Genomic DNA, 20,914 nt, shown 5'->3' with positions numbered 1-20,914 from the left:
GCCACGCGTTGACTAACCTGCTTAAAACACCAAAAACGGGGCTCACCATGACCTTCTCCGCACTGCGCCGTCACTTCCTGTTTGCCAGCCTGACCCTCACCCTTGGCGCCAGCCTGTTCGGCCAGGCCCAGGCCGCCGACGACCTGCTCGCCCAACTCAAATCCAAGGGCGAAGTCCGCGTCGGCCTCGAAGGCACCTACCCGCCCTTCAGCTTCCAGGACGAGAGCGGCAAGCTCGCCGGTTTCGAAGTGGACTTCTCCGACCTGATCGCCAAGGAACTGGGCGTCAAGGCCAAGCTCCAGCCGACCAAGTGGGACGGCATCCTCGCCGCGCTGGAATCCAAGCGCCTGGACCTGGTGATCAACCAGGTGACCATCTCCGAAGAGCGCAAGAAGAAGTACGACTTCTCCGAGCCCTACACCGTTTCCGGCATCCAGGCCCTGGTGCGCAAGGGTGACGAAAGCAAGTACGACACCCCCGAGAAGCTCGCCGGGGTGAAAGTCGGCGTCGGCCTGGGCACCAACTACGAACAATGGCTCAAGGAGCACGTCCCGCAGGCCGACGTCCGCACCTACGAGGACGACCCGACCAAGTTCCAGGACCTGCGCAGCGGTCGCATCGACGTGATCCTGGTCGACCGCCTGGCCGCCTTCGACATGGTCAACAAGACCAATGGCGCCATGGCCCTGACCGGCGCGCCCTTCGCCCGCCAGGAAGCCGGCATCGCCCTGCGCAAGGGCAACCCGGAGCTGCTGGCAGCGCTGAACAAGGCCATCGACAAGCTGCGTGCCGACGGCACCCTCAAGCAGCTGTCGGAGAAGTGGTTCAAGGCTGACGTGACCCAATGATCGACGCAAGCCTGCAGCTTGCGCTGGATTCCGCGCCCTTCCTGCTCAAGGGCGCGGTCTTCACAGTAGTCCTCAGCGTAGGCGGCATGTTCTTCGGACTGCTGCTGGGTTTCGGACTGGCGCTGATGCGCCTGTACGGATTCACCGCCCTGAGCTGGCTCGCCCGCATCTACGTGTCGTTCTTCCGCGGCACGCCGTTGCTGGTCCAGCTCTTCATGATCTACTACGGCCTGCCGCAACTGGGCATCGAGCTCGACCCACTGCCCGCGGCGCTGATCGGCTTCTCGCTGAACATGGCCGCCTATGTCTGCGAGATCCTGCGCGCCGCCATCGGCTCCATCGACCGAGGCCAATGGGAAGCCGCATCGAGCATCGGCATGACCCGCGCCCAGACCCTGCGCCGCGTCGTCCTCCCGCAGGCCGCGCGCACCGCGCTGCCGCCGCTGGGCAACAGCTTCATCTCGCTGGTCAAGGACACCGCACTGGCCGCCACCATCCAGGTGCCGGAGCTGTTCCGCCAGGCCCAACTCATCACCGCGCGCACCTTCGAGGTCTTCACCATGTACCTCGCCGCCGCGCTGCTGTACTGGGTGCTCGCCAGCATCCTGTCGCACCTGCAGAACCGCCTGGAAGAGCGGGTCAACCGTCATGACCAGGAGCACGAGGCATGATCGAAGTACGCAAGCTGACCAAGCAGTTCCGCGGCCAGGAGGTGCTCAAGGGCATCGACCTGACCGTCGAGGCCGGCGAGGTGGTTGCGATCATCGGCCCCAGCGGATCCGGAAAGACCACCCTGCTGCGCTGCCTCAACCTGCTGGAAGTCCCCAGCGGCGGCACCATCCAGGTCGGCGAGATCCGCATCGACGCCTCGCGCCCGCTGAGCGGCCAGCAGGGATTGATCCGCAAGCTGCGCCAGCACGTGGGCTTCGTGTTCCAGAACTTCAACCTGTTCCCCCATCGCACCGCGCTGGAGAACGTGATCGAAGGTCCGGTGATCGTGAAGAAGGAGCCCCGCGCCCAGGCCGAGCAACGCGCCCGCGCGCTGCTCGCCAAGGTCGGCCTGGCTGGTAAGGAAGACGCCTATCCCAAGCGCCTTTCCGGCGGCCAGCAGCAGCGCGTGGCCATCGCCCGGGCGCTGGCGATGCAGCCGGACGTGATCCTGTTCGACGAACCGACTTCGGCGCTCGACCCGGAACTGGTCGGCGAGGTGCTCTCGACCATCCGCGGCCTGGCGCAGGAAAAACGCACCATGGTCATCGTCACCCACGAGATGAGCTTCGCCCGCGACGTGGCCAACCGGGCGATCTTCATCGACAAGGGCGTGATCGTCGAACAGGGCGACGCCAAAGCCCTTTTCGCCAACCCGCGGGAAGAGCGCACACGGCAATTCCTCAGCAAGTTCCTCACCCAGGGCGGGTCCTGATCCGCCACAAATAAATCGAACTAATCGATTCTTTTGCTCGGATATTTGCGCTTTTATATCGATCAATTGCGAGAGAACATAGCTCCCATGAACCGCACGAGCCGGCGATCCCGCCGGCCGTGCCCATGAGGACTTCGCCATGATCGAACGCAGACCCTTCCAGCAACTCGGCGGTGCCAACCACGGCTGGCTCAACGCCAAGCACCACTTCTCCTTCGCCGAGTACTACGACCCTGAGCGTATGGACTGGGGCAACCTCCGCGTCTGGAACGATGACGAAATCGCTGCCGGCACCGGCTTCCCGCCGCACCCGCACCGCGAGATGGAAATCATCACCTACGTTCGCCAGGGCGCGATCACCCACCAGGACAGTCTGGGCAACAAGGGCCGCACCGAAGCCGGCGACGTACAGGTCATGAGCGCCGGGACCGGCATCGTGCACTCCGAGTACAACCTCGAGAAGGACGTAACCAAGATCTTCCAGATCTGGATCATCCCCTCGGTACGCGGCGGCACGCCGTCCTGGGGCGCCAAACCCTTCCCGAAGGGCGACCGCGCCGGGCGCTTCGTCACCCTGGCCAGCGGCTATGAGAACGACGGCGATGCCCTGCGCATCCGCGCCGAAGGCCGCCTGGTCGCCGCCACCATCAAGGCCGGCCAGAGCGCCGAGTACGAACTGGGCTCGGGCCGCCGTGCCTACCTGGTACCGGCGACCGGCAAGGTGGAAGTGAATGGAGTGTTGCTGGAAGCCCGCGACGGCGCTGCGATTGCCGATGAAGCGGTGGTGAAGGTGACCGCGCTGGAAGACAGTGAGGTCATCCTGGTGGACATCGCCTGACAGCACGCAATGGAAACGAAAAAGGCACGCCGATTGGCGTGCCTTTTTTGCATCTGGTGGACCGAAGGAGGATCGAACTCCCGACCTCCGCATTGCGAACGCGGCGCTCTCCCAGCTGAGCTATCGGCCCGATACAGAGCAATCTAGCCCCGTGCAGTCGGACCGGCAATTTCACCGCTTGCGGCAAAGACTCATGCCGTCACCGATCGGCACCAGCGAGTAATCAATCCGGACGTCCTCCTTCAACGCCCGATTGAGCTGCTGAATGGCCCGCGTGTCGTCGCTCTCGGGCTCCAGTTCCAGCACCCTGCCACTCCACAGCACATTGTCGAAGACCACCAGCCCGCCACTACGCAGCAGGTTGAGGGCGTATTCGAAATAGGTGGGATAACGCGCCTTGTCGGCATCGATGAAGACCAGGTCAAAGCGACCGCCCTCCCCGCCAGCCATCAGGCTCTCCAGCGTGGACAGCGCCGGCCCCAGGCGTAGCTCGATGCAGCTGTCGACGCCCGCCTCCCGCCAGTGGGTGCGCGCGATCTCGTTGTAGTCACCAGGCAGATCGCAGCACAGGAGATGCCCGTCGGCGGGAAGCACTTCGGCCATGCACAGCGCGCTATAGCCGGTGAAGGTACCCACTTCGAGAATGCGTCGGGCGCCGATCAGTTTCACCAGCAAGGCGAGGAATTGCCCCTGCTCCGGGGCGACCTGCCAGCGCGACATCGGCAGCGCAGCAGTCACCTCGCGCAGACGAGCCTTGATGGGCGAGTCTCGCAGGGAGACATCGAGCAGGTACTGGTAAAGGGCGTCGTCCAGGTTCAGCGTGCGTGTAGTCATGACCCTTCCCGCAAACGATCAGGGATGGAGAGCGAGACTCTGCACGGCGAGGACGCGCTTGGCTTCCAGGAAGGCTTTCTGCCAATAGGCGCTGTCGAGGCTGTCCAGGCGTACGGTCCCGCCCGTTCTGGGCGCATGAACGAAGCGCCCTTCTCCGACATAGATACCCGCATGACTGACACCCCGTCCACCGCTGGTGGCGAAGAACACCAGGTCGCCGCTCTGCAGCGATTCTCGGCCGACGCTGGGCGCGCGCATGGTGATCATCTCGCGCGTGGAGCGTGGCAGTTGCAGGCCCGTGGCATCGCGGTAGACGTAGCCGATCAGGCCGCTGCAATCAAAACCGCCATCGGGCGTATTTCCACCCCAGCGATAGGGCGTGCCGACCAGGCCAATGGCACGGATCAGGACGTCATCGGCGGCTTGCGAATTGTAGGCAGGGAGCGAAGGCGCGTTCACCACGGGCGGTGGCGACGGCGGAGTGCGACTGGCGCAGGCGGCCAGGGAGGCGAGGACAGCGATGAGAATAATGCGCTGTGGAGCGAGCATGTGATGGCATCCCTGCGAAGGAATGCCATCACTTTGCACCGACAGTAACTTGAACGCAATACTTAAAGTAAAACTTTAAGTTTAGCGGGTTACCGTCTTGGGCTGGTAACCCGGCTCGAGTACGCGCTTGGCTTCCATGTAACTCAGGCGCCAGTAGCTCTCGTCCAGGCTGTCCACCCGCACACCACCGCCACGGCGGCTGGCGGAGTGGATGAACTGACCGTCACCGATATAGATGCCGGCATGGCTAACCCGACCGCGACCACGATTGTTGAAGAAGATCAGGTCGCCCGGTTGCAGGTCTTCTTTCGAGACCAGCGGGACGTCCATGGTGATCAACTCGCGCGTGGAGCGCGGCAGGTTGATGCCTGCTTCTTCGCGGAACAGATAGCCCACGAAGCCGCTGCAATCGAAACCAGTTCGTTCCGATTTCCCACCGAAGCGGTACGGAGTACCGATCAGCGAGAACGCGCGATCCAGGATGTCGGATACGTGCGAGGTCGAACTGCCGTTATAGTTTTTGGCCCCCTCGTCCTGCGACTCATCCGCCATCGTGACCTTATTCTGGTCAATCTGAAGAAAAGCGGCGCGGCTGGTCGGCGTTACGGCTACCTGGCTTTGCTGCGATTCCGGCGAATGGCTGGCACAAGCTGCCAGCAACAGAACGAAACTCATGGGCACGAGGGGTGCGAAGCGTTTAAGCATGGGCACGACCGTGTCTCATTAGTTCCATTTAATAGCGGGGTAATTTGCCCGCTCAATGAGGGTAATGCAAGTTTTTTATCGCGGAATGTGACTTAGCAGGCGCGGCATAATGTCTAAGGCTCGACCCACCATTCTTTCTTCGACCACCGAACTCAGATCGGTCAGCCCCGGATTGACCTCTGCCGTGAAGCCTCCGGCGGCCCGCGTCCGCATCACCGGCTCGATGATGTAGGGGAAGCTCGCGGTCGTTCCCACCAGCAATACGGCGTCGAATCCCTTGCGCAACTGCGCATAGAGCGTGTCGATCGCCGCCTCCGGCAACATCTCCTCGAACAGCACCACTGGCGGGCGCAACACGCCGCCGCAACGCGTGCATTTCGGCGGCAGCGGCTCCTCCAGACGCTCAGCCAACCCTGCGTCTTCCTGGCCACAGGACTGACAGTAGAGTGGCGCCAGTTCGCCATGGATCTCGATCAGACGCTCCACCGGCGAGCCCGCACGGCGATGAAAGCCATCGATGTTCTGTGTCAGCACCCAGCACTCAGGCTTATACCGCTGCAGCTCGGCGATGGCTTCGTGGCCGGCGTTGGGCCGTGCGTTGAGACACGTCTTGCCCAGCTCAGCCAGGTACTTCCAGCACAGCGCCGGGTTGTCGCGCAGCATGGGCCCGGAAAGCGCCGCCTCGATGGGGAGCCCTTCCTCGGTGCGACCGTTATAGAGGCCACCCAGGCCGCGATAGGTGGGCATGCCGGAGTCGGCGGAGACGCCGGCGCCAGTGATCACCAGGATGCGTTCGGCGCGAGCCAGTGCCGCGCCGGTGCGTTCGATGGCCGAATCCATGCGCCCTCCTCCGCGGCCAGGCCGCGCGTCAGTGGTTGACCGTGTACGACAGCATCATCGAGATATGGCACAGCGGACGAGCGCTTTGTTCCTGCCACTGGTTGAAAGCGGCCTGCACCAGCGCCAGGTCTTTCTGGCTGGTGGGCGTCTTGTCGACGATTTCCTGGGCCTTGAGTGCGGCGACCACATCGTCACTGAGGACAAAGGTGTCCTTGCCTGCCATGCGCAGCAGGCGCGGTGCGGACATGCCACCCAACTGGTTGCCGCGCTTGGCCAGCAGTTTCCACAGGCCAACGATGTCGTTCGACGGCCAGTCCGCCAGCAGCTTGCCGAAGCTGCCGTATTCGCGTGCGATGTCGAGGACCATCTGCGCGTTGCGCGGCACGCTCTTGAGCTTACCCAGGTGGCGGATCAGCCGGGCGTCCTGCATCAGGTTTTCCAGGCGCTCGCCGCCCATCAGCACGACCTTCTCCGGGTCGAAGCCGAAGAAGACTTCCTCGAAGGCCGGCCACTTGGCGTCCACCAGGCTGTGCTTGAGGCCCGCGCGGAAAATGCGCAGGCTGATCAGCGACAGGTAACGGTCATCGCTCACCGCCGCCAGCTCCGCCGGCGTCCTGGGCTGCGGCATCCGGGCTTCCAGCGCCTCGACCGAGCCGAAGCGGTTCAGACAATACTCGTACAGCCACTGGTAATTGCGCATCGGGCGTCCTTGCGGAGGTCTTACAGGTTCATCACATCGAGGAAGCGCGGGGTGGCGGTCTCGTCGATGCGCAGGCTGTTGAAGTCGAACAGGTTGCGGTCGGCCAGTTGCGACGGCACCACGTTCTGCAGCGCGCGGAACATGATCTCGGTGCGGCCCGGCGACTTGCGCTCCCAGTCCAGCAGCATTTCCTTGACCACCTGGCGCTGCAGGTTTTCCTGCGAGCCGCACAGGTTGCACGGGATGATCGGGAATTCCTTGAGCACCGAGTAGGCCTCGATGTCCTTCTCGTTGCAGTACGCCAGCGGGCGGATCACCACGTTGCGGCCGTCGTCGGAGAGCAGCTTGGGCGGCATGGCCTTGAGGGTGCCGCCGTAGAACATATTAAGGAAGAAGGTTTCCAGGATGTCGTCGCGGTGGTGACCCAGGGCCATCTTGGTCGCGCCGATCTCGTCGGCGTAGGTGTAGAGGGTGCCACGGCGCAGGCGCGAGCACAGCGAGCAGGTGGTCTTGCCCTCCGGGATCTTCTCCTTCACCACCGAGTAGGTGTCCTTCTCGATAATGTGGTACTGCACGCCGATGGACTCCAGATAGGCCGGCAGCACGTGCTCGGGGAAGCCGGGCTGCTTCTGGTCCATGTTCACCGCGACGATCTCGAACTGGATCGGCGCCACCTTCTGCAGGTACAGCAGGATGTCCAGCAGGGTGTAGCTGTCCTTGCCGCCGGACAGGCAGACCATGACCTTGTCGCCGTCCTCGATCATGTTGAAGTCGGTGACCGCTTCGCCAACCTGGCGGCGCAGGCGTTTCTGCAGTTTGTTCTGGTTGACCGAAAGGGTGCTGGCCATGGTGCTCTGGAATCCGAAGGGCAAGACGAAAAGCCGATTATTTTACGCGCAAATCGCCAAGGACGGACACCAGGCATTTAACCTTCTGATATGAAAGGATATTTTTCCAGCATCCCCATTCGGCGTCGAAGAAATGTCGAAAAGAAAGGAAACGAGGTGATGAGCCACCAGCTCCCTCCCAAAGCTAGGCGAAAATCCTGGATCAAACCGAAGTGGCCACATATTTTGTGGCCGCCTAAGTCAGGTTAGGTCTTGAGCAGTCAAGCTCATTTCAAATGCTTAAAAAGCATCCCAGTAGGCGAACTGCTTCGAGCCTGCTCATCTGCTTTTATTTCTGAATATTTCGTCTTGATATCTTTCAGATTCGGCAAACCTGCCACACCTAGAACGCTGCCCACAGCCCCCAACGCGACGTTTCCTGTAAATGCAGCTGCAACTCCAATTGCGCCCACCGCAACGCAAGAGACCACATCGATACCATACAGCTTGAGCTTACTTAACCGTGCTTTCTCCAGGGAAGCCTGGTGAGCTCTAAAAGCTCGATCCAAGTTATCTACGACCTGATCTGCAGTTCTGAAATAATTATCTGGCCGCACGCTGATTAACTCCGCAACCCCTCTCCCTAAAATCTCACGCAGTTCTTCAGCGAGTCCTGCCTTCCTAATTTCCAGCACCGTTTCAGGAGGAACCTTACCAAGCCACTGTAGATTATTATCGCTCTCAGCACTTAACGCACGGACAATATGCATACTCTCACGATCACCAACTTTAAAACCAGCGCCCTGCCCTTGATACTCAAGCATCCAGTTAAAATACTTCCACGAGGTTTCAGCACCTATAAATGGTGTTCCACCATAATGCAGCGCACACTGCTGGGCGGCTAGCGCCTGCGGCATACGGCCCATACAAGCATATAAAACATGATTACCGGCAATAGCCTGATTGAATCCAGGAGCTACTCCCTCCTGCATAGCTCTTCGCAACTGATCGGATGGATTACCACCCCATTCGGTGTCAAAAACCAGCCGATCTTTACCTTTTAGCTCGGCAACAACCTGCTCGACCGTCGCTAAATTCTTACAATAGTCAGCCAAATGCTCCACCGACTCAAACTCTCGGCCAAATAGATATCCTGCATGCCGACATGAAAGCAACTGGCTTTGATCCGAAAGGGAAATTCTATCTTCGTCACTTACATCTCTAGGATTTGGAGAAATAACCACCAAGGGAGGTTCAACTTCCGCAATCGCAAGATCTCTATATGTCATTGCGGTCAAAACATGCTTAATCAACAGCTCCGCAACTTGCCTAGGAGGAAGAGCCTGTGCTAGAGGCGCAATTCTCATGATTGGACAAGGCAACACTATTGTATCTATGTACAATCCTGCGGTAGAAACTACATTTTCCCAGTAAGCAGGGAATAAATCCCCAGAAAAAGTGGACTTCAACTGCAATCCATCTTGCAAATGAAAAGCTGCCGGATCGGCCACCGAAGACCAAAACTCCATCAGACCTTCAGCCAAATCAGGCAATGCGGATGAAACCATCTGCACTACCCTATCATCTCTACCTAACACCGTTGCAGCCTGGTAAGGATTTGCTCCAGCCTTAATCATCGGCTCATAGAACTCACCAAACTCTTGAAACAAAAAATCAAAATACAGCGACTGAATCTTATGAAGACTTACGGATTCTTTAGCCTCTTCCCGATAGGCAATTGCTTTAACTGCAAGTGTAGCCGACCGAATTCGTCCATCCACAGTCGCAGGGTCAACTAGGCCATCAGGACGTAACCGAATAGCCTCGAAGCTCTGCCTAAACCCATCAATCAAATGCGGAGCAAATTTCATCTTTCCAGATTCGATCTTCTCGCGCATGACGAAAACCCGATCCGTGAGGTCTTGAATCTCTTGCTCTGAGTATTCACGCATTCCTGCAATCTCTCCATGCTGAGGAAATTTACTAGGCGGCTAATTGACCGCGCTGGAAGCTATCGCGAAATTTCTCGGCCGTACCATCGAGCCAAGCTGGATGTGTCTTCGCTCGATTATCACCTGAGCCGAACCCTCCTGACGACTCAGCAAGCGATGAGGATATTAAGGCTCGTTGACAACCGATAGTGGATTGAGCCGAACTGCATCCTGAAGATACTCGGGAGAAAGATGCGCATACCGCATCGTCATGTTCAACGACGTATGCCCAAGAATCTCCTTCAGCGCCAGGATGTTCCCGCCATTCATCATGAAGTGCGACGCGAAGGTATGGCGCAGGACGTGGGTGCACTGGCCGCGCGGCAGTTCGATGTTGCAGCGCTTCACCATGCGGGCGAATGCCTCGCGGCAGAAGGGGAAACGGGTCTTGCTGGCGAAGTAGGTTTCAAGCCGATCCTGCAGCTCCTGGGAGATCGGCACCGTGCGAACTCGCTTCGACTTGGTATTGGCGAACACTACACAGCCGGCACGAACCATTGGCCAAGTCAGACGTTGAGCTTCCGACCATCGAGCTCCGGTAGCCAGGCAGACTTCGGAAATCAGCGCCAGGTGCGGGAATGTCGTGTACTCCCGTAGTGCAGTTACCAGGGTTATCACCTGGGCTTTCGACAGGAAGGAAACCACCTCCTGCTGAGGCTTGAGCGGCTTCAGTGTCTCCAGGGGATTGGCATAGTCGATATCACCGAGTCGGCGGAGCTCGGTATAGATGGACTTGAGGTAGGAGTACCGCACGTTGATGGAACGCGGTAGAGCGCCCTCCTCCAACTCGGACTTACGCAGCGCCACCAAGTCAGAAACACTGAAAGTCTGAGCGATTGGATTTCCCAGCTTCGCGGCGATGAACAACAGCATGTTCTTGCGACGTCGCCCACTGGTGATCGCGTGCCCATGCAGCTCGTACCAACGTTCGATGAGCTGAGACAGCCGACGCTTGTCCTTTGGTCGTGGATTCCACTCTGGGGCGACTGCCAGCTTCGCACGCACAGAAGCTTCAAAACGCTGAGCCTCGCCCTTGGTCTTGAACCGCTTGCGGAAGCGCTTGCCCTTGATGGGTTCGACATCAACGAACCAGAGGCCGTCCGGGAGCTTGGTGATGCCCATCAGACGGCATAGCCTCGCCTGAGGTAACGGTCCGAGATCAGGTCCTTGATGTGCTGCTCGAGGTCGCGGCGAGTCCAACCCTTGGCCAGATAGTGGTCTTCGATGACGTGCCAGAATTCCAGTCGGTGGGCGGACTCAATGGCCTTTTTTGCGGGGATGCGCTCCCGTGCGATCAGGCTAATGAACTGGCCCAGGAACATCTCGCAGTTCTTGCCGGAGAAGCCCATGGCCGTCTTGTGGTAGCGTCGGTACTCGACGCGATCAATGAGCGGATCGCACTCTACCTGGACCTTCACGTCCTGCATGATCAGCGACCAGAACGGGTCGTAGACGGCATCCCGGGCCAGCAGTTTGAAGGCCTCGCAGGCGTAGCCAAACAGGCCCTGGAGGTGCGGACAGATACCGGCGTAGGTCTGCGTGGCGATCACCGCGCCAGAGGGCAGACAGGTGCCTTGGGCGAACTGTTCGACAATGGAGTGGTGGAAGCGGAACTCGATGCGCCACACCGTTTCCTTCGGGTCGTAGGCGGCGTCCCCCGCGCCGAACGGATCGCCATTGAGACCGGACCACACGGCATTCCAGTAGTCGAGCTTGTCGCTCGCGCGCGCCTGTAGCGTCTTGTTGTAGATGCACAGCTGGAGGCCGTTGGCGGAGCCGAACATGAAGGTCTCGCCGCGTCCGTACACCGAGGCGTTGCCGTCGAATTCGATGCGGTCGATGCCGCTGATTTGGCGCACCCGGTTGGAGCGGCAGTGCATGCGATCCACGATGTCAGCGGGTGGCGTCCAGCCCTGAACATCCAGGGCGATGTGGACGGCGCACTGGTTGGTTTCGCAGTGGGTCAGCACCGCGGCGGCGAGGTCATCGAGCATCGCTTGCAGGGCCGCAGGGTCGGTGCCATCGATAGCGTGCGGAGACACCTCGATCTTCAAGTGCGAGCCGATGGTGTCGAGCTTGATGTTGTGGTTCTTGATCAACAGGATCAGGCCGAGGTCCGCGTTCTGCAGGCGGAACTGGTAGCCGGAGTCGCGGCCGATACGGCCCTTGGACCACTGATGCCCGGCGAATTCGGCAGTGGGCTCCTTGTCGTCGAACAGCGCCATCACCTCGGGGCGGATCATGCCGTTGTACAGCTGCCGGACGGTATCGACGCCGCACCGCAGCACCCGCACGCCGGAGAGGTCGGTGAAGCTGCCCGGCTTTGCATCGACAAACAGGCGCCCGCGCGGGGAATCAATGATCTGGCCGTCAGGCTGAACGATCAGGCGGTGCTGGTGGGTCACTTTTCTCATGGGATTCACCTAACAATGTCCAATAACCAACGAATAGGAAATGGGTTGTCCGACGTGTTACAGGGCCGTCGGCCGCGCCCACCGTCGGGGCGCTCGTGCCTTACGCTACCGTCCGGTGGGCGCGGCCAACGACCAGCACGCAAGGCGTTCAGGGTCGATCCAGCAGGTGGGGTATTCAGGGCGGTGCAGCTCCCACAGACCGAACAGGTATGCGGTGAGCAGGAAGAGGATGGTCTTGAGCAAGAGGCACTCCGACATGGCGCGCTCCAGGGTGTGAAATGGGAAGTGGCGGCGGAGCGAGGGGATCGGGGCGGGGTGCTGCTGCGGCGGCTGTCGGTGAGGGCCGTACGCGCCGGGGAGAAGATCAACACAAAGGGCTCCGCCCTTGTCATCCCGCTCTCGCCGCCGAGGGCTCGGGAGCGCGGTGCGGAAGAGCTGCACCACACTCCCAAGCCGAGGCTGTTTCTGGCGGGTGCGCGGTCAAGGGTGCGCTCCGCCCGTGCTTCCGTTCGCCGGAACGGTGGAGCTGTTCCGACGAGCCGGGAGCGCGGCCCCTGACCGGGACGTTGCGGGGTGGGCGATGCGGCCCAGTACGTTGCCGGAACTCTGCCGGTCGCGGTTTCGCATCACCCGAATCGTGCGAATGGTGTCCCAGAAGGTTTCATTCGCGAATTCGTCGGTCACGCCAACGGGCACCGTCAGGAAGTGCGGTTCGTCGCGCACGCCCTCTGCCGGGAGCACTACGCCGATCACGCGCAGCAGGCGCCACACGGTTTCGGGGTCGTCTTCCCAGCCCAGTTCCACCAGAACGGTCTGACCGAGGTAGCGCAGCGCGCTAATGGCATCCAGGATCACGCGGCGGTTATCCATGGCGGTAGTCCCCCGCGTCGAAGGTGTTCTTGCCCTTGAGGAGGTCGGCGCGGAAGCGCGCGAGATTGACCATGCGGAAGGTGCCCATGTCGAGGCTGGGGATGGTGCCGTCTTCTGCCCACTGTTCCGCTTCGGCATACGACACGCCGCACATCTCCGCGAAGGCCGCGACGGTGCAGAGCTCCGGGGCTACTTGGGTTTTGCTCACAGTCGAATCTCCTTATCCATCAGTTGGCTGGTCAGCAGTGCCACGTTGACCATCATGTGTTTGCCGACCTTGTGGGACGGGATGTAGCCATTGCGAATCCAGCCCCACACGATGTCGTGGCTGTCGCTCATGCGTATCCAGTCGGCGAAGTTGCGCCACGGCATCAGCGGCGGTGGCGCAAGCAGGTCTTTCAGAGTGAGGGGCGTTCCTTCCACATCCATGGGCTTTCCTGCACTATGTTGGGCTTTATGTTCCGGCCTTGAGCTGCGCTCAAGTCAATAATTACCTTGCGGCAAATGTTGATTTTCTGGACTTTTCGCGTCAATAGTTACCTTGTAGGAAAGGCTGAATTCTGGATATGGAAAGCTCCGCAGATAGGGCGCGATTACTGATCAAGCGGGTAGGCCCTAAAAAGCTCAGTCAATTGAGCGACGTTGACCACAGCCGTTGGCTGAACGTCAGCAAGGGCGCTGTGCGGGTAAGTACGGAAGAGCTCGACGTACTGGTGAAGGCTTTTCCTCAGTACGCGCTTTGGCTGGCTAGCGGAGAAATCATTCCGGAGAGCGGGCAGACGAGTCCTGATTACGACGAGGCAAATCCCGCTTGAGTAGTTGGGATCGCTCAAGGAACCTAATGCAGCCCCCTATTAGCAGGGAAAATGGCAGTGAAAGGAGAGAACAGGTCCTGCCTATCCAAAACTAGGCCTGCAGGCGATATTCTCGCCATGAGTAACTCTGTCCAGGAGCGGACACGTGCATGGATAAGCGCGACATCGATGAGCAACTCAAAAGCCTGAGCTTTGACATGGACGAGGAAATCGACGATCGCAACGAACGTCGAGGCCGGAAAGCCGCACCACTTCGCCACGCCCACACTCCCATGGACCCCAGCCACGCCATCATCCTGGCCGCCATCATCATCGTCGGCGGCCTGTGGGGCGGGAAGCTTCTCTACGACTACATCCAGGAACAGCGCATCAAGGCCGCCTTCAACGAAGCTGCTGCCTACTTGCAGCAGACCATGCAACAAGCCGAGCAAGACTCCAGACGTGCACAGGCCGAGATACAGCAGCGAATGGCTGCCGAGGATGAGGCCAGAGAACAACGGCGCGCTGAGCAGCTCGCCCAAGTGCAGGCAGAGCAAGCCCGCGTAGAGCAGGAAAAGCGCTTCAAATCATCCCAGTGCCAGTTCTGGTGGCAGCAGCACAGCCAGAACCCTTCGGAGAGGACTGCACAGAAAAAATCGGAAGCGTGCGGAGATTGACAAAGCCCCAACTCGTCGAAGCGTTTATGTAGATGAAATAACTACAAGAACTCAAAGAGTGAGGTGCATTTATGTATAGGAACAAACCTGAAACCAACCGAGCCCCAGAAGCTCTCCAGGTCTACCTAGACAGCAATGACTATTCCAATTTTTCTGATCCCAAAAAAAGGGACCTCCCCTCTTTCAGGGACACAAAAAACAGACTTAAAAAACTTGTATCTGATGGCAAAATCATAATCCGCCACTCGATGATTAGCGTGATAGAAGCAGCTCCGCTAAATAGAAGCGACATCCAGACGGCGGGTCTTCGATTTAGCTGCATCAAAGAACTTTGCGGCAAATCCACTCTGATTAACCCATTCGACTTACTGGAAAATGAGTTGAAGATTTTGGCCTCATGCTCCACGCCATATTCCATCCTTTTAAGCAACGGCCATTGGATGCCTCCATTAGATGACATCAAAATACCCAATCCAAAGGTCATGCTGAGCGATGAAATCAGCAAACTTCAACTCAATCGACAACAACGGCGAGCAGCTAAAAAAATTGTCGAAGGCAGCTATAAGGATAAAGCGGGCGAACAGGAAGCCCTAGAGCTTGCAAGACAGATACCTGTTAACAAACCAGCCTTAATTGCCCTGCGCAAGTACATGGCCGGAGACTCCCCCAAAAGCAAAGTCATTGACGCCTTGAAAGATTCATTTTCCGACCTAGACCTATGGGAAAGAATATATTATGACTATTGGGATAGCGCATCATCTGCATCTGCATGGTTGCGGACCCAAGGAGGGAAACTTGATGCAATGTTAAATGAATTCTCGGCATCAATAAAAGGTCTGTATGGAGCAGCAGAATTAAACGGAATCCCCGAGAGCGATGTTAAGAGACTGGCACGCGCCGCCAACAAAAATAACCGCAACAAATTCTTTTCAGATATATCACATAAGCTTGCTGAAAACTTCGAAATCAATCTTCCGAGCGGCACTCTACCAACATGGGAAAAAAGCCCTGGGCTCTATACACTTATCGCATTGTACTTTGAAAAACTGAAAGAAAAGTCACTGGATTTGCGAGCAAGCTCTTCAGGGAAGATAAGTGACTTCGGCGACATTATGCATGCTATTTACCTGCCCTATGTTGATATCTTTCGCTGCGACAAGGCTACAGCAAATTTAATCAGGCGTGCGATTCCACAATGTGGTGTATTTATCCCAGCAAACCTAAATGACCTAATTTTAGGAATAGAAGAAAGAGTTTGACAGAAAATGCCAAATCTTCTCATCGAAGTTGGCTTGGACGCACCAAGTCTAGCAAGGTCGCCCCATTCCGCGTGTCGAAAAAGTGTCGAAATCACTCGCCAATACAGGCCGGCATAGCACAGAACTTGGGCCACCCTCTCCTTTCCAGCCTTAGTGCTGCCCAGCCTTGGCCATTTATGACCATTAACGAGAACAGGCCAGCAGTTCTACGCGCAAAGCGACGCGTACCCCAGCCCCTCTATCGGGCCACTGCTAATCTGACAGCATGACGCCCGACCTCGACCCTTCCCTCGACCTGACGGACCAGCTCCTGCAGCTACTGCGGGAAGCACCTGAAGGACTCTCCGAATTCCAGCTGATCCAGCAGTTGAAAGCTCGGCACTCCACCCACGTGCCCAACCTGCCGCTGATCGACAAGCTGGTGCTGTTCCGCACCCACTTCCTGGTGTTCAACGCGCTTTACCGGCTGCGCGACCGGCTCTGGGCGGAGAACGCCGCGCACCTGGAAATCGGCCCGCTGCAGATTCGCCTCTCTCCTTATATGAGTGGCGCGCAGGCGCTCGGCGAGCAGGATGCCCTGCGCGACTACTATCTCGACGAGAAACATCTGAAAGAAACCACCGAGCGCGACGTGGAGAAGCTGCTGGAAAGCTTCTGGACACGCATGCAGGGCAACGAGGAAAAGGCCGCCGCCCTGGCCCTTTTCGAGCTGGAGGACGGCCCGGTGGACTATGCGCTGATCAAGCTGCGCTACCGTCAGCTGGTCAGCCAGCACCATCCGGATCGCGGCGGCAGCACCACGCGGCTGCAGTCGATCAACAAGGCCATGGAAATTCTGGAGCGCTATTACAGTCGCCCGTGAAACTTCCATTTGCTCTAAACCCACGGACGACGAGGCCTTTAGCCCTCCCTATACTGCGACTTAAGGTCGCATAGGTCGGCCGAGCACCGGATGACGCTGGCTACGCGTCTCCGGCGCTTCGCTGGGGGGCGACCTTCTATAAGAAGAGGAGAATGCTGACATGATCCATCATGTGTGGGGGCTCTTCACCCATCCCGATCAGGAATGGCAGGAAATCCGTGGCGAGGAAGAATCCATCAGCCACATGTACCTGACCCACGTCCTGATCCTCGCTGCCATCCCGGTCATTTCCGCCTACATCGGCACCACGCAGGTCGGCTGGGTATTGGGCAATGCAGGACCGGTCAAGCTGACAGCCGCCAGTGCGATGCAGCTGACCATCATGACCTATATCGCCATGCTCGCCGGCGTCGCCGTGATGGGCGCCTTCATCCACTGGATGGCACGCACCTATGACGCAGCGCCATCGATGACCCAATGCGTGGTATTTGCCGCGTACACCGCTACCCCGCTGTTCATCGGTGGCCTGGCGGCGCTGTACCCGCACCTGTGGCTGGGCATGATCATCGGCACAGCCGCGATCTGCTACACCGTCTACCTGCTCTATGTCGGCATCCCGACCTTCATGAACATTCCCAAGGATGAAGGTTTCCTGTTCTCCAGCTCCGTGCTGGCGGTGGGACTGGTGGTGCTGGTGGCGATGATCGCCCTGTCGGTGATCCTCTGGGGCAGCGGTGTCGGGCCGGAATACACCTGATCCTGACCACCAAAATGAACGACCGGGCCCCAGTGGCCCGGTTTTCTTTTGCGCGCTTGCCTGAAACTCGCCTGACTTGCCTGAACCTGCACCCCGGACGAGCGGCCGCGAGAAATCCTCCACCGGCGCTTCGACTGCGGCATAATCTGCCCCCGTCGGAGAACCACTGTATGCCTGAACAGCTCAACGCTCGCGTCGAAGCCTGCTACCAGCAGGCCGAAGCCTTCTTCCAGCGGCGCTTTCCCCGCCCGGAAGTGAGCTTCCGGCTGCGCGGCCAGAAGGCCGGCGTCGCCCACCTCGATGAGAACCTGCTGCGCTTCAACCCGCAGCTGTATCGGGAAAACCGCGATCATTTCCTGCAGCAGACCGTGGCCCACGAAGTGGCCCACCTGATCGCCCATCAGATGTTCGGCCCGCGCATTCGCCCGCATGGCGAGGAGTGGCAGCTGATCATGCGCGGCATCTACGGCCTGCCGCCGGACCGCTGCCACACCTACGAAATCAAGCGCCGCCGCGCCACCCGCTACCTGTATCGCTGCCACTGCGGCGAGGGCAACGAATTCCCCTTCTCCGCCCAGCGCCATAACCTGGTCGCCCAGGGCCGCCGCTATTACTGCCGGCGTTGCCGCGCGACGCTGGTGTTCACCGGCGAAACCCGCCGCGAGTAATGCGGCTCAGGCGATGGCCTTCGCCGTCTTCAGTGCCTCGACCTGCTCTGCCGAATAGCCCAGTTCCGCCAGCACCTCGCCGGTATTTGCGCCCAGTGCCGCGCCAATATGGCGAGGCTCGGGCAGGCCGGCGGAGAAACGGATCGGGCAGGCGATCTGCTCCTGCACACCGCCCTTGCCATTGGGTACTTGTGTCACTACGCCCCGCTCGCGAAGCTGCGGATGCTCCACCGCCTCGGACAGCGACAGCATCGGCTCGACGCAAGCATCCAGCGCGGCGAAACGTTCCTGCCACTCGTGGAAATCGTGCTTCTCGAACTCGATGGCGATCTCGCGCTTGAGCGCCTGCTGGTCTTGCGGTTTGGACGAGAGCCCGCGCGCGGCCAGTTCCGGGCGGCCGATGGCAACACAGAACTGCTGCATGAACTGCGGCTCCAGGCTGCCCACCGAGAACCAGCGACCGTCGCGGGTACGGTAGTAGTCGTAGAAGCTGCCGCCGTTGAGCGCGAGGGCTTCCATCTCCGGCTCGACTCCAGCGGCGAGGTACCCTGCACCCGCCATGCCGTGCAGGCTGAACGCGCAGTCGGTCATGCTCACGTCGACCTGCTGTCCCTCCCCCGTCTGCTGCCGATGAATGACCGCCGCCAGCAGCCCCATCACGCCATGCAGCGAGCCGCCGCCGATGTCCGCCAGTTGCACGCCCAGCGGCAGCGGACCGGTGTCGCGGCGGCCGGTGTAGCTGGCGAGGCCGGCCAGGGCCAGGTAGTTGATGTCGTGCCCGGCGCGATCGCGGAACGGCCCGGTCTGGCCATAGCCGGTGATCGACACGTAGATCAGCTTCGGATTGATCGCCTTGAGCGCCTCGTAGCCGACGCCAAGCTTGTCCATCACGCCGGGACGGAACTGCTCCAGCACGATGTCGTATTCCCGCACCAGTTGCTTCACCACCTCCACCGCCTGCGGCTGCTTGAGGTCCAGCGCGATGGAACGTTTGTTGCGATTGAGGTAGGCGTGGCTGGCGGAGGTGCCGTCCACGTGCGGCGGCAGTACGCGCACCAGGTCCATGCGCGTGGGCGACTCCACACGCAGCACCTCGGCGCCCATGTCCGCCAGCAGCAGCGAGGCGAACGGCCCCGGCAGCAAGGTGGAGAAATCGAGAATCTTCAGGGAGGCGAGCGGGCCGTTCATGGGCACTCCTGTAACGCTATCGTGAATACTTTGACGCCGCGCCTCAGAGCTTCATGCCGCGGCTGATGATCTCCTTCATGATCTCGGAGGTGCCGGCGAAGATGCGCTGGATGCGCGCGTTCGCGTACATCTTGCAGATCGGATACTCCCACATGTAACCCCAGCCGCCATGCAGTTGCACGCCCTCGTCGACCACCTTGCACAGCAACTCGGTGGTGAACAGCTTGGCCTCGGCGGCCACTTCCGGGGTGAGCTTCTTCTGGTTGTGGTCCATCACGCAGCGGTCGGTGAAGACCTGCGCCACGTCGATCTGCGTGCGCATCTCGGCGAGCTTGAAGCGGGTGTTCTGGAAGTGCGCCACCGGGCGGTCGAAGGCCTTGCGCTCCTTCACGTAATCGATGGTCGCGTTCAGCGCCGCCTCGGCGCCGGCCACCGCGCCACAGGCGTTGGTCAGGCGCTCCTGGGCGAGCATGTTCATCAGGTAGAAGAAGCCGCCCTTGGCGTCGCCCAGCAGATTTTCCTTCGGCACCTTCACGTTGTTGAAGAACAGTTCGGCGGTGTCCTGGCTCTTCATGCCCAGTTTCTTCAGGTTGCGCCCGCGCTCGAAGCCTTCCATGCCGCGCTCTACCACGAACAGGCCCATGGCGTGCTTGTTCGAAGGGTCGGTCTTCGCCGCGACAATCACCAGGTCAGCCAGCAGGCCGTTGGAGATGAACACCTTCGAGCCGTTCAGGACGTAGTGATCGCCCTTGTCCACCGCCGTGGTGCGCATGCCGGCGAGGTCCGAGCCGGCGGACGGTTCGGTCATCGCCACCGCCAGGATGCTCTCGCCACGGATGATCCCCGGCAGCCAGCGGGCCTTTTGCTCGGCATTGCCATACTCGGCGATGTAGGGGCCGCAGAGCGCCGAGTGCAGCGGGATCATGAAGCCCGGCTCGTTGATGGCGGCCAGTTCCTCACACATGATCTGTTCGTAGCGGAAATCCTTCAGAGCGGTTCCGCCGTACTCTTCCTCTGCCCAGGGCAGCAGGAAACCCATCTCCCCCGCCTTGCGCCAGACGCTGCGGTCCACTACACCAGCCTCCTCCCATTCCTCCTGGTGAGGCACCACTTCCTTGTCGAGGAAGGAACGGAACGCATCGCGGAACAGGTTGTGCTCGGTCTCGAAGTGATTGCGCAGCATGGTCGACTCCCGGTGGGTTGAGTGCCCGCAGGGTAGGTGCTGGCCGCGCGCGGCCTCAATGACGCGAGCGCTCAGGGTCGATTGACGCAATCGCCCAGCAGATGCGAGTGTGAAACTTCCCAAAGCTGCACCGGAGAGCGCCCGCATGCAGATTCGCCCTTTCCAGGCAGAGGACATCCCGCCGTACGAAAGCTGGTTCGACGATCCGGTGCTCTACGCGCAACTGGGCCCGATGGATCGCTACTGGCTGGAACAGGTGCTGAACGATGCGGAAAAGGCGCAGTACAGCATTCTGCGTGGAGACGTGCTGGTCGCGGTGGTGGGGGTTTGCCTGCCCACCCCGACGCATCCCTATTACTTCGTTACCGACCTCGCAGTGCGCCCGGAGTTACGCGGCTCGGGTGTCGGTCGCACGGTGATGACGCTGGTGATGAGCCAACCGGAATTGCAGAGCAACCCCTTGTGGCGGGCCAGCGTGAGGCCGGACAACCCCGCGGCGCTGGCTTTCCTTATCAGGCTGGGCTGGACACGGCTGGAAATGGGCAATCCATTCGATGAGTTGCTCGAGTTCGAATTCCGCCGACGGCCAGCGGGGCCCACTTTTCGCTGAGGCAAATCCTGTAGGAGCGAGCTTGCTCGCGAACGATGTTTCAGGCTGCTCCGGCATGCAGCAGGTTCGCGAGCAAG

Annotated in this window: 26 protein-coding genes and 1 tRNA gene; 11 read left to right on the top strand and 16 right to left on the bottom strand. The window is 60.0% G+C overall.

Annotated features, from left to right (window positions below):
- The first annotated feature begins 47 nt into the window (after positions 1-47).
- The 4 genes from tcyJ to SD196_RS07505 all read left to right on the top strand — a co-directional run bounded on the left by tcyJ (position 48) and on the right by SD196_RS07505 (position 3,109).
- The gene (gene tcyJ / locus SD196_RS07520) at positions 48-848 is read left to right on the top strand and encodes a cystine ABC transporter substrate-binding protein (RefSeq protein ID WP_275610726.1); all 801 of its coding nucleotides are present in this window, start codon (positions 48-50) and stop codon (positions 846-848) included.
- Positions 845-1,519, top strand: coding sequence for a cystine ABC transporter permease (gene tcyL / locus SD196_RS07515; protein WP_370600969.1), 675 nt, complete (start codon positions 845-847; stop codon positions 1,517-1,519). The genes tcyJ and tcyL overlap by 4 nt, the downstream gene beginning before the upstream one ends.
- The gene (gene tcyN, locus SD196_RS07510) at positions 1,516-2,271 is read left to right on the top strand and encodes an L-cystine ABC transporter ATP-binding protein TcyN (RefSeq protein ID WP_275610725.1); all 756 of its coding nucleotides are present in this window, start codon (positions 1,516-1,518) and stop codon (positions 2,269-2,271) included. The genes tcyL and tcyN overlap by 4 nt, the downstream gene beginning before the upstream one ends.
- Before the next feature lie 139 nt (positions 2,272-2,410).
- Positions 2,411-3,109 (top strand): pirin family protein, encoded by a 699-nt coding sequence (locus SD196_RS07505; RefSeq protein ID WP_343574107.1) that lies wholly within the window; start codon positions 2,411-2,413, stop codon positions 3,107-3,109.
- A 54-nt stretch (positions 3,110-3,163) separates the two neighbouring features.
- On the opposite strand, the gene SD196_RS07500 is transcribed toward SD196_RS07505, so the two are convergent.
- The 14 genes from SD196_RS07500 to SD196_RS07435 form a co-directional block, all read right to left on the bottom strand.
- Positions 3,164-3,239, bottom strand: a tRNA-Ala gene (locus SD196_RS07500).
- 41 nt (positions 3,240-3,280) lie between these two features.
- Positions 3,281-3,943 (bottom strand): class I SAM-dependent methyltransferase, encoded by a 663-nt coding sequence (locus SD196_RS07495; RefSeq protein ID WP_343574110.1) that lies wholly within the window; start codon positions 3,941-3,943, stop codon positions 3,281-3,283.
- 18 nt (positions 3,944-3,961) lie between these two features.
- On the bottom strand, positions 3,962-4,492 hold the full coding sequence (locus SD196_RS07490) for a C40 family peptidase (RefSeq protein ID WP_343574113.1): 531 nt from the start codon (positions 4,490-4,492) through the stop codon (positions 3,962-3,964).
- Between the two features lie 81 nt (positions 4,493-4,573).
- The gene (locus SD196_RS07485) at positions 4,574-5,203 is read right to left on the bottom strand and encodes a C40 family peptidase (RefSeq protein ID WP_275610717.1); all 630 of its coding nucleotides are present in this window, start codon (positions 5,201-5,203) and stop codon (positions 4,574-4,576) included.
- A gap of 69 nt (positions 5,204-5,272) precedes the next feature.
- Positions 5,273-6,037 (bottom strand): NAD-dependent deacylase, encoded by a 765-nt coding sequence (locus SD196_RS07480; RefSeq protein WP_343574117.1) that lies wholly within the window; start codon positions 6,035-6,037, stop codon positions 5,273-5,275.
- 28 nt (positions 6,038-6,065) lie between these two features.
- Complete coding sequence (locus SD196_RS07475; protein ID WP_343574119.1) at positions 6,066-6,737, bottom strand: DNA-3-methyladenine glycosylase I; 672 nt, start codon at positions 6,735-6,737, stop codon at positions 6,066-6,068.
- Between the two features lie 20 nt (positions 6,738-6,757).
- Positions 6,758-7,585, bottom strand: a complete 828-nt coding sequence (gene ttcA, locus SD196_RS07470) for a tRNA 2-thiocytidine(32) synthetase TtcA (RefSeq protein WP_017522174.1) — start codon at positions 7,583-7,585, stop codon at positions 6,758-6,760.
- A gap of 266 nt (positions 7,586-7,851) precedes the next feature.
- Entirely contained in the window at positions 7,852-9,516 is a 1,665-nt protein-coding gene (locus SD196_RS07465) for a hypothetical protein (RefSeq protein ID WP_416311236.1), read from the bottom strand.
- 165 nt (positions 9,517-9,681) lie between these two features.
- Positions 9,682-10,677, bottom strand: coding sequence for a tyrosine-type recombinase/integrase (locus SD196_RS07460; protein ID WP_416311235.1), 996 nt, complete (start codon positions 10,675-10,677; stop codon positions 9,682-9,684).
- Positions 10,677-11,969, bottom strand: a complete 1,293-nt coding sequence (locus tag SD196_RS07455) for a hypothetical protein (protein ID WP_416311234.1) — start codon at positions 11,967-11,969, stop codon at positions 10,677-10,679. Before SD196_RS07455 ends, SD196_RS07460 begins: the two co-directional genes overlap by 1 nt.
- A gap of 105 nt (positions 11,970-12,074) precedes the next feature.
- Positions 12,075-12,227, bottom strand: coding sequence for a hypothetical protein (locus tag SD196_RS07450; RefSeq protein WP_164699241.1), 153 nt, complete (start codon positions 12,225-12,227; stop codon positions 12,075-12,077).
- 222 nt (positions 12,228-12,449) lie between these two features.
- Positions 12,450-12,839, bottom strand: coding sequence for a hypothetical protein (locus SD196_RS07445; RefSeq protein ID WP_054377824.1), 390 nt, complete (start codon positions 12,837-12,839; stop codon positions 12,450-12,452).
- The gene (locus tag SD196_RS07440) at positions 12,832-13,047 is read right to left on the bottom strand and encodes a hypothetical protein (protein WP_019681378.1); all 216 of its coding nucleotides are present in this window, start codon (positions 13,045-13,047) and stop codon (positions 12,832-12,834) included. Before SD196_RS07440 ends, SD196_RS07445 begins: the two co-directional genes overlap by 8 nt.
- On the bottom strand, positions 13,044-13,268 hold the full coding sequence (locus SD196_RS07435; RefSeq protein ID WP_178119503.1) for a DNA-binding protein: 225 nt from the start codon (positions 13,266-13,268) through the stop codon (positions 13,044-13,046). Before SD196_RS07435 ends, SD196_RS07440 begins: the two co-directional genes overlap by 4 nt.
- A 137-nt stretch (positions 13,269-13,405) precedes the next feature.
- Here SD196_RS07435 and SD196_RS07430 point away from each other — a divergent pair, with 137 nt between their 5' ends.
- The 6 genes from SD196_RS07430 (at position 13,406) to SD196_RS07405 (ending at position 17,856) form a co-directional block, all read left to right on the top strand.
- Positions 13,406-13,654, top strand: coding sequence for a DNA-binding protein (locus tag SD196_RS07430; RefSeq protein ID WP_416311233.1), 249 nt, complete (start codon positions 13,406-13,408; stop codon positions 13,652-13,654).
- Positions 13,655-13,803: 149 nt separating this feature from the next.
- A complete protein-coding gene (locus SD196_RS07425) occupies positions 13,804-14,310 on the top strand; it encodes a hypothetical protein (RefSeq protein ID WP_416311232.1) in 507 nt (168 codons plus the stop codon).
- Positions 14,311-14,381: 71 nt separating this feature from the next.
- Entirely contained in the window at positions 14,382-15,569 is a 1,188-nt protein-coding gene (locus SD196_RS07420) for a hypothetical protein (protein WP_416311231.1), read from the top strand.
- A 265-nt stretch (positions 15,570-15,834) separates the two neighbouring features.
- On the top strand, positions 15,835-16,431 hold the full coding sequence (locus SD196_RS07415) for a DNA-J related domain-containing protein (protein WP_275610714.1): 597 nt from the start codon (positions 15,835-15,837) through the stop codon (positions 16,429-16,431).
- A 160-nt stretch (positions 16,432-16,591) separates the two neighbouring features.
- Positions 16,592-17,188: a Yip1 family protein gene (locus SD196_RS07410; RefSeq protein WP_207885098.1), complete on the top strand. Its 597-nt coding sequence runs from the start codon at positions 16,592-16,594 to the stop codon at positions 17,186-17,188.
- Positions 17,189-17,358: 170 nt separating this feature from the next.
- A complete protein-coding gene (locus SD196_RS07405) occupies positions 17,359-17,856 on the top strand; it encodes a SprT family zinc-dependent metalloprotease (RefSeq protein ID WP_275610713.1) in 498 nt (165 codons plus the stop codon).
- A gap of 6 nt (positions 17,857-17,862) precedes the next feature.
- On the opposite strand, the gene SD196_RS07400 is transcribed toward SD196_RS07405, so the two are convergent.
- Together SD196_RS07400 and SD196_RS07395 are read right to left on the bottom strand one after the other, a co-directional pair.
- Positions 17,863-19,044 (bottom strand): CaiB/BaiF CoA transferase family protein, encoded by a 1,182-nt coding sequence (locus SD196_RS07400; protein ID WP_416311230.1) that lies wholly within the window; start codon positions 19,042-19,044, stop codon positions 17,863-17,865.
- Between the two features lie 43 nt (positions 19,045-19,087).
- Positions 19,088-20,227 (bottom strand): acyl-CoA dehydrogenase family protein, encoded by a 1,140-nt coding sequence (locus SD196_RS07395; protein ID WP_275610711.1) that lies wholly within the window; start codon positions 20,225-20,227, stop codon positions 19,088-19,090.
- Between the two features lie 145 nt (positions 20,228-20,372).
- On the opposite strand from SD196_RS07395, the gene SD196_RS07390 reads away from it, so the two are divergent.
- Entirely contained in the window at positions 20,373-20,837 is a 465-nt protein-coding gene (locus SD196_RS07390; RefSeq protein ID WP_275610710.1) for a GNAT family N-acetyltransferase, read from the top strand.
- Positions 20,838-20,914: the final 77 nt, after the last annotated feature.

Origin of the sequence: Pseudomonas macauensis, from assembly GCF_047902425.1 — a bacterium.
In the GTDB taxonomy this organism is placed as follows: Bacteria; Pseudomonadota; Gammaproteobacteria; order Pseudomonadales; family Pseudomonadaceae; genus Pseudomonas.
This window is presented reverse-complemented; position numbering and strand designations above follow the sequence as displayed.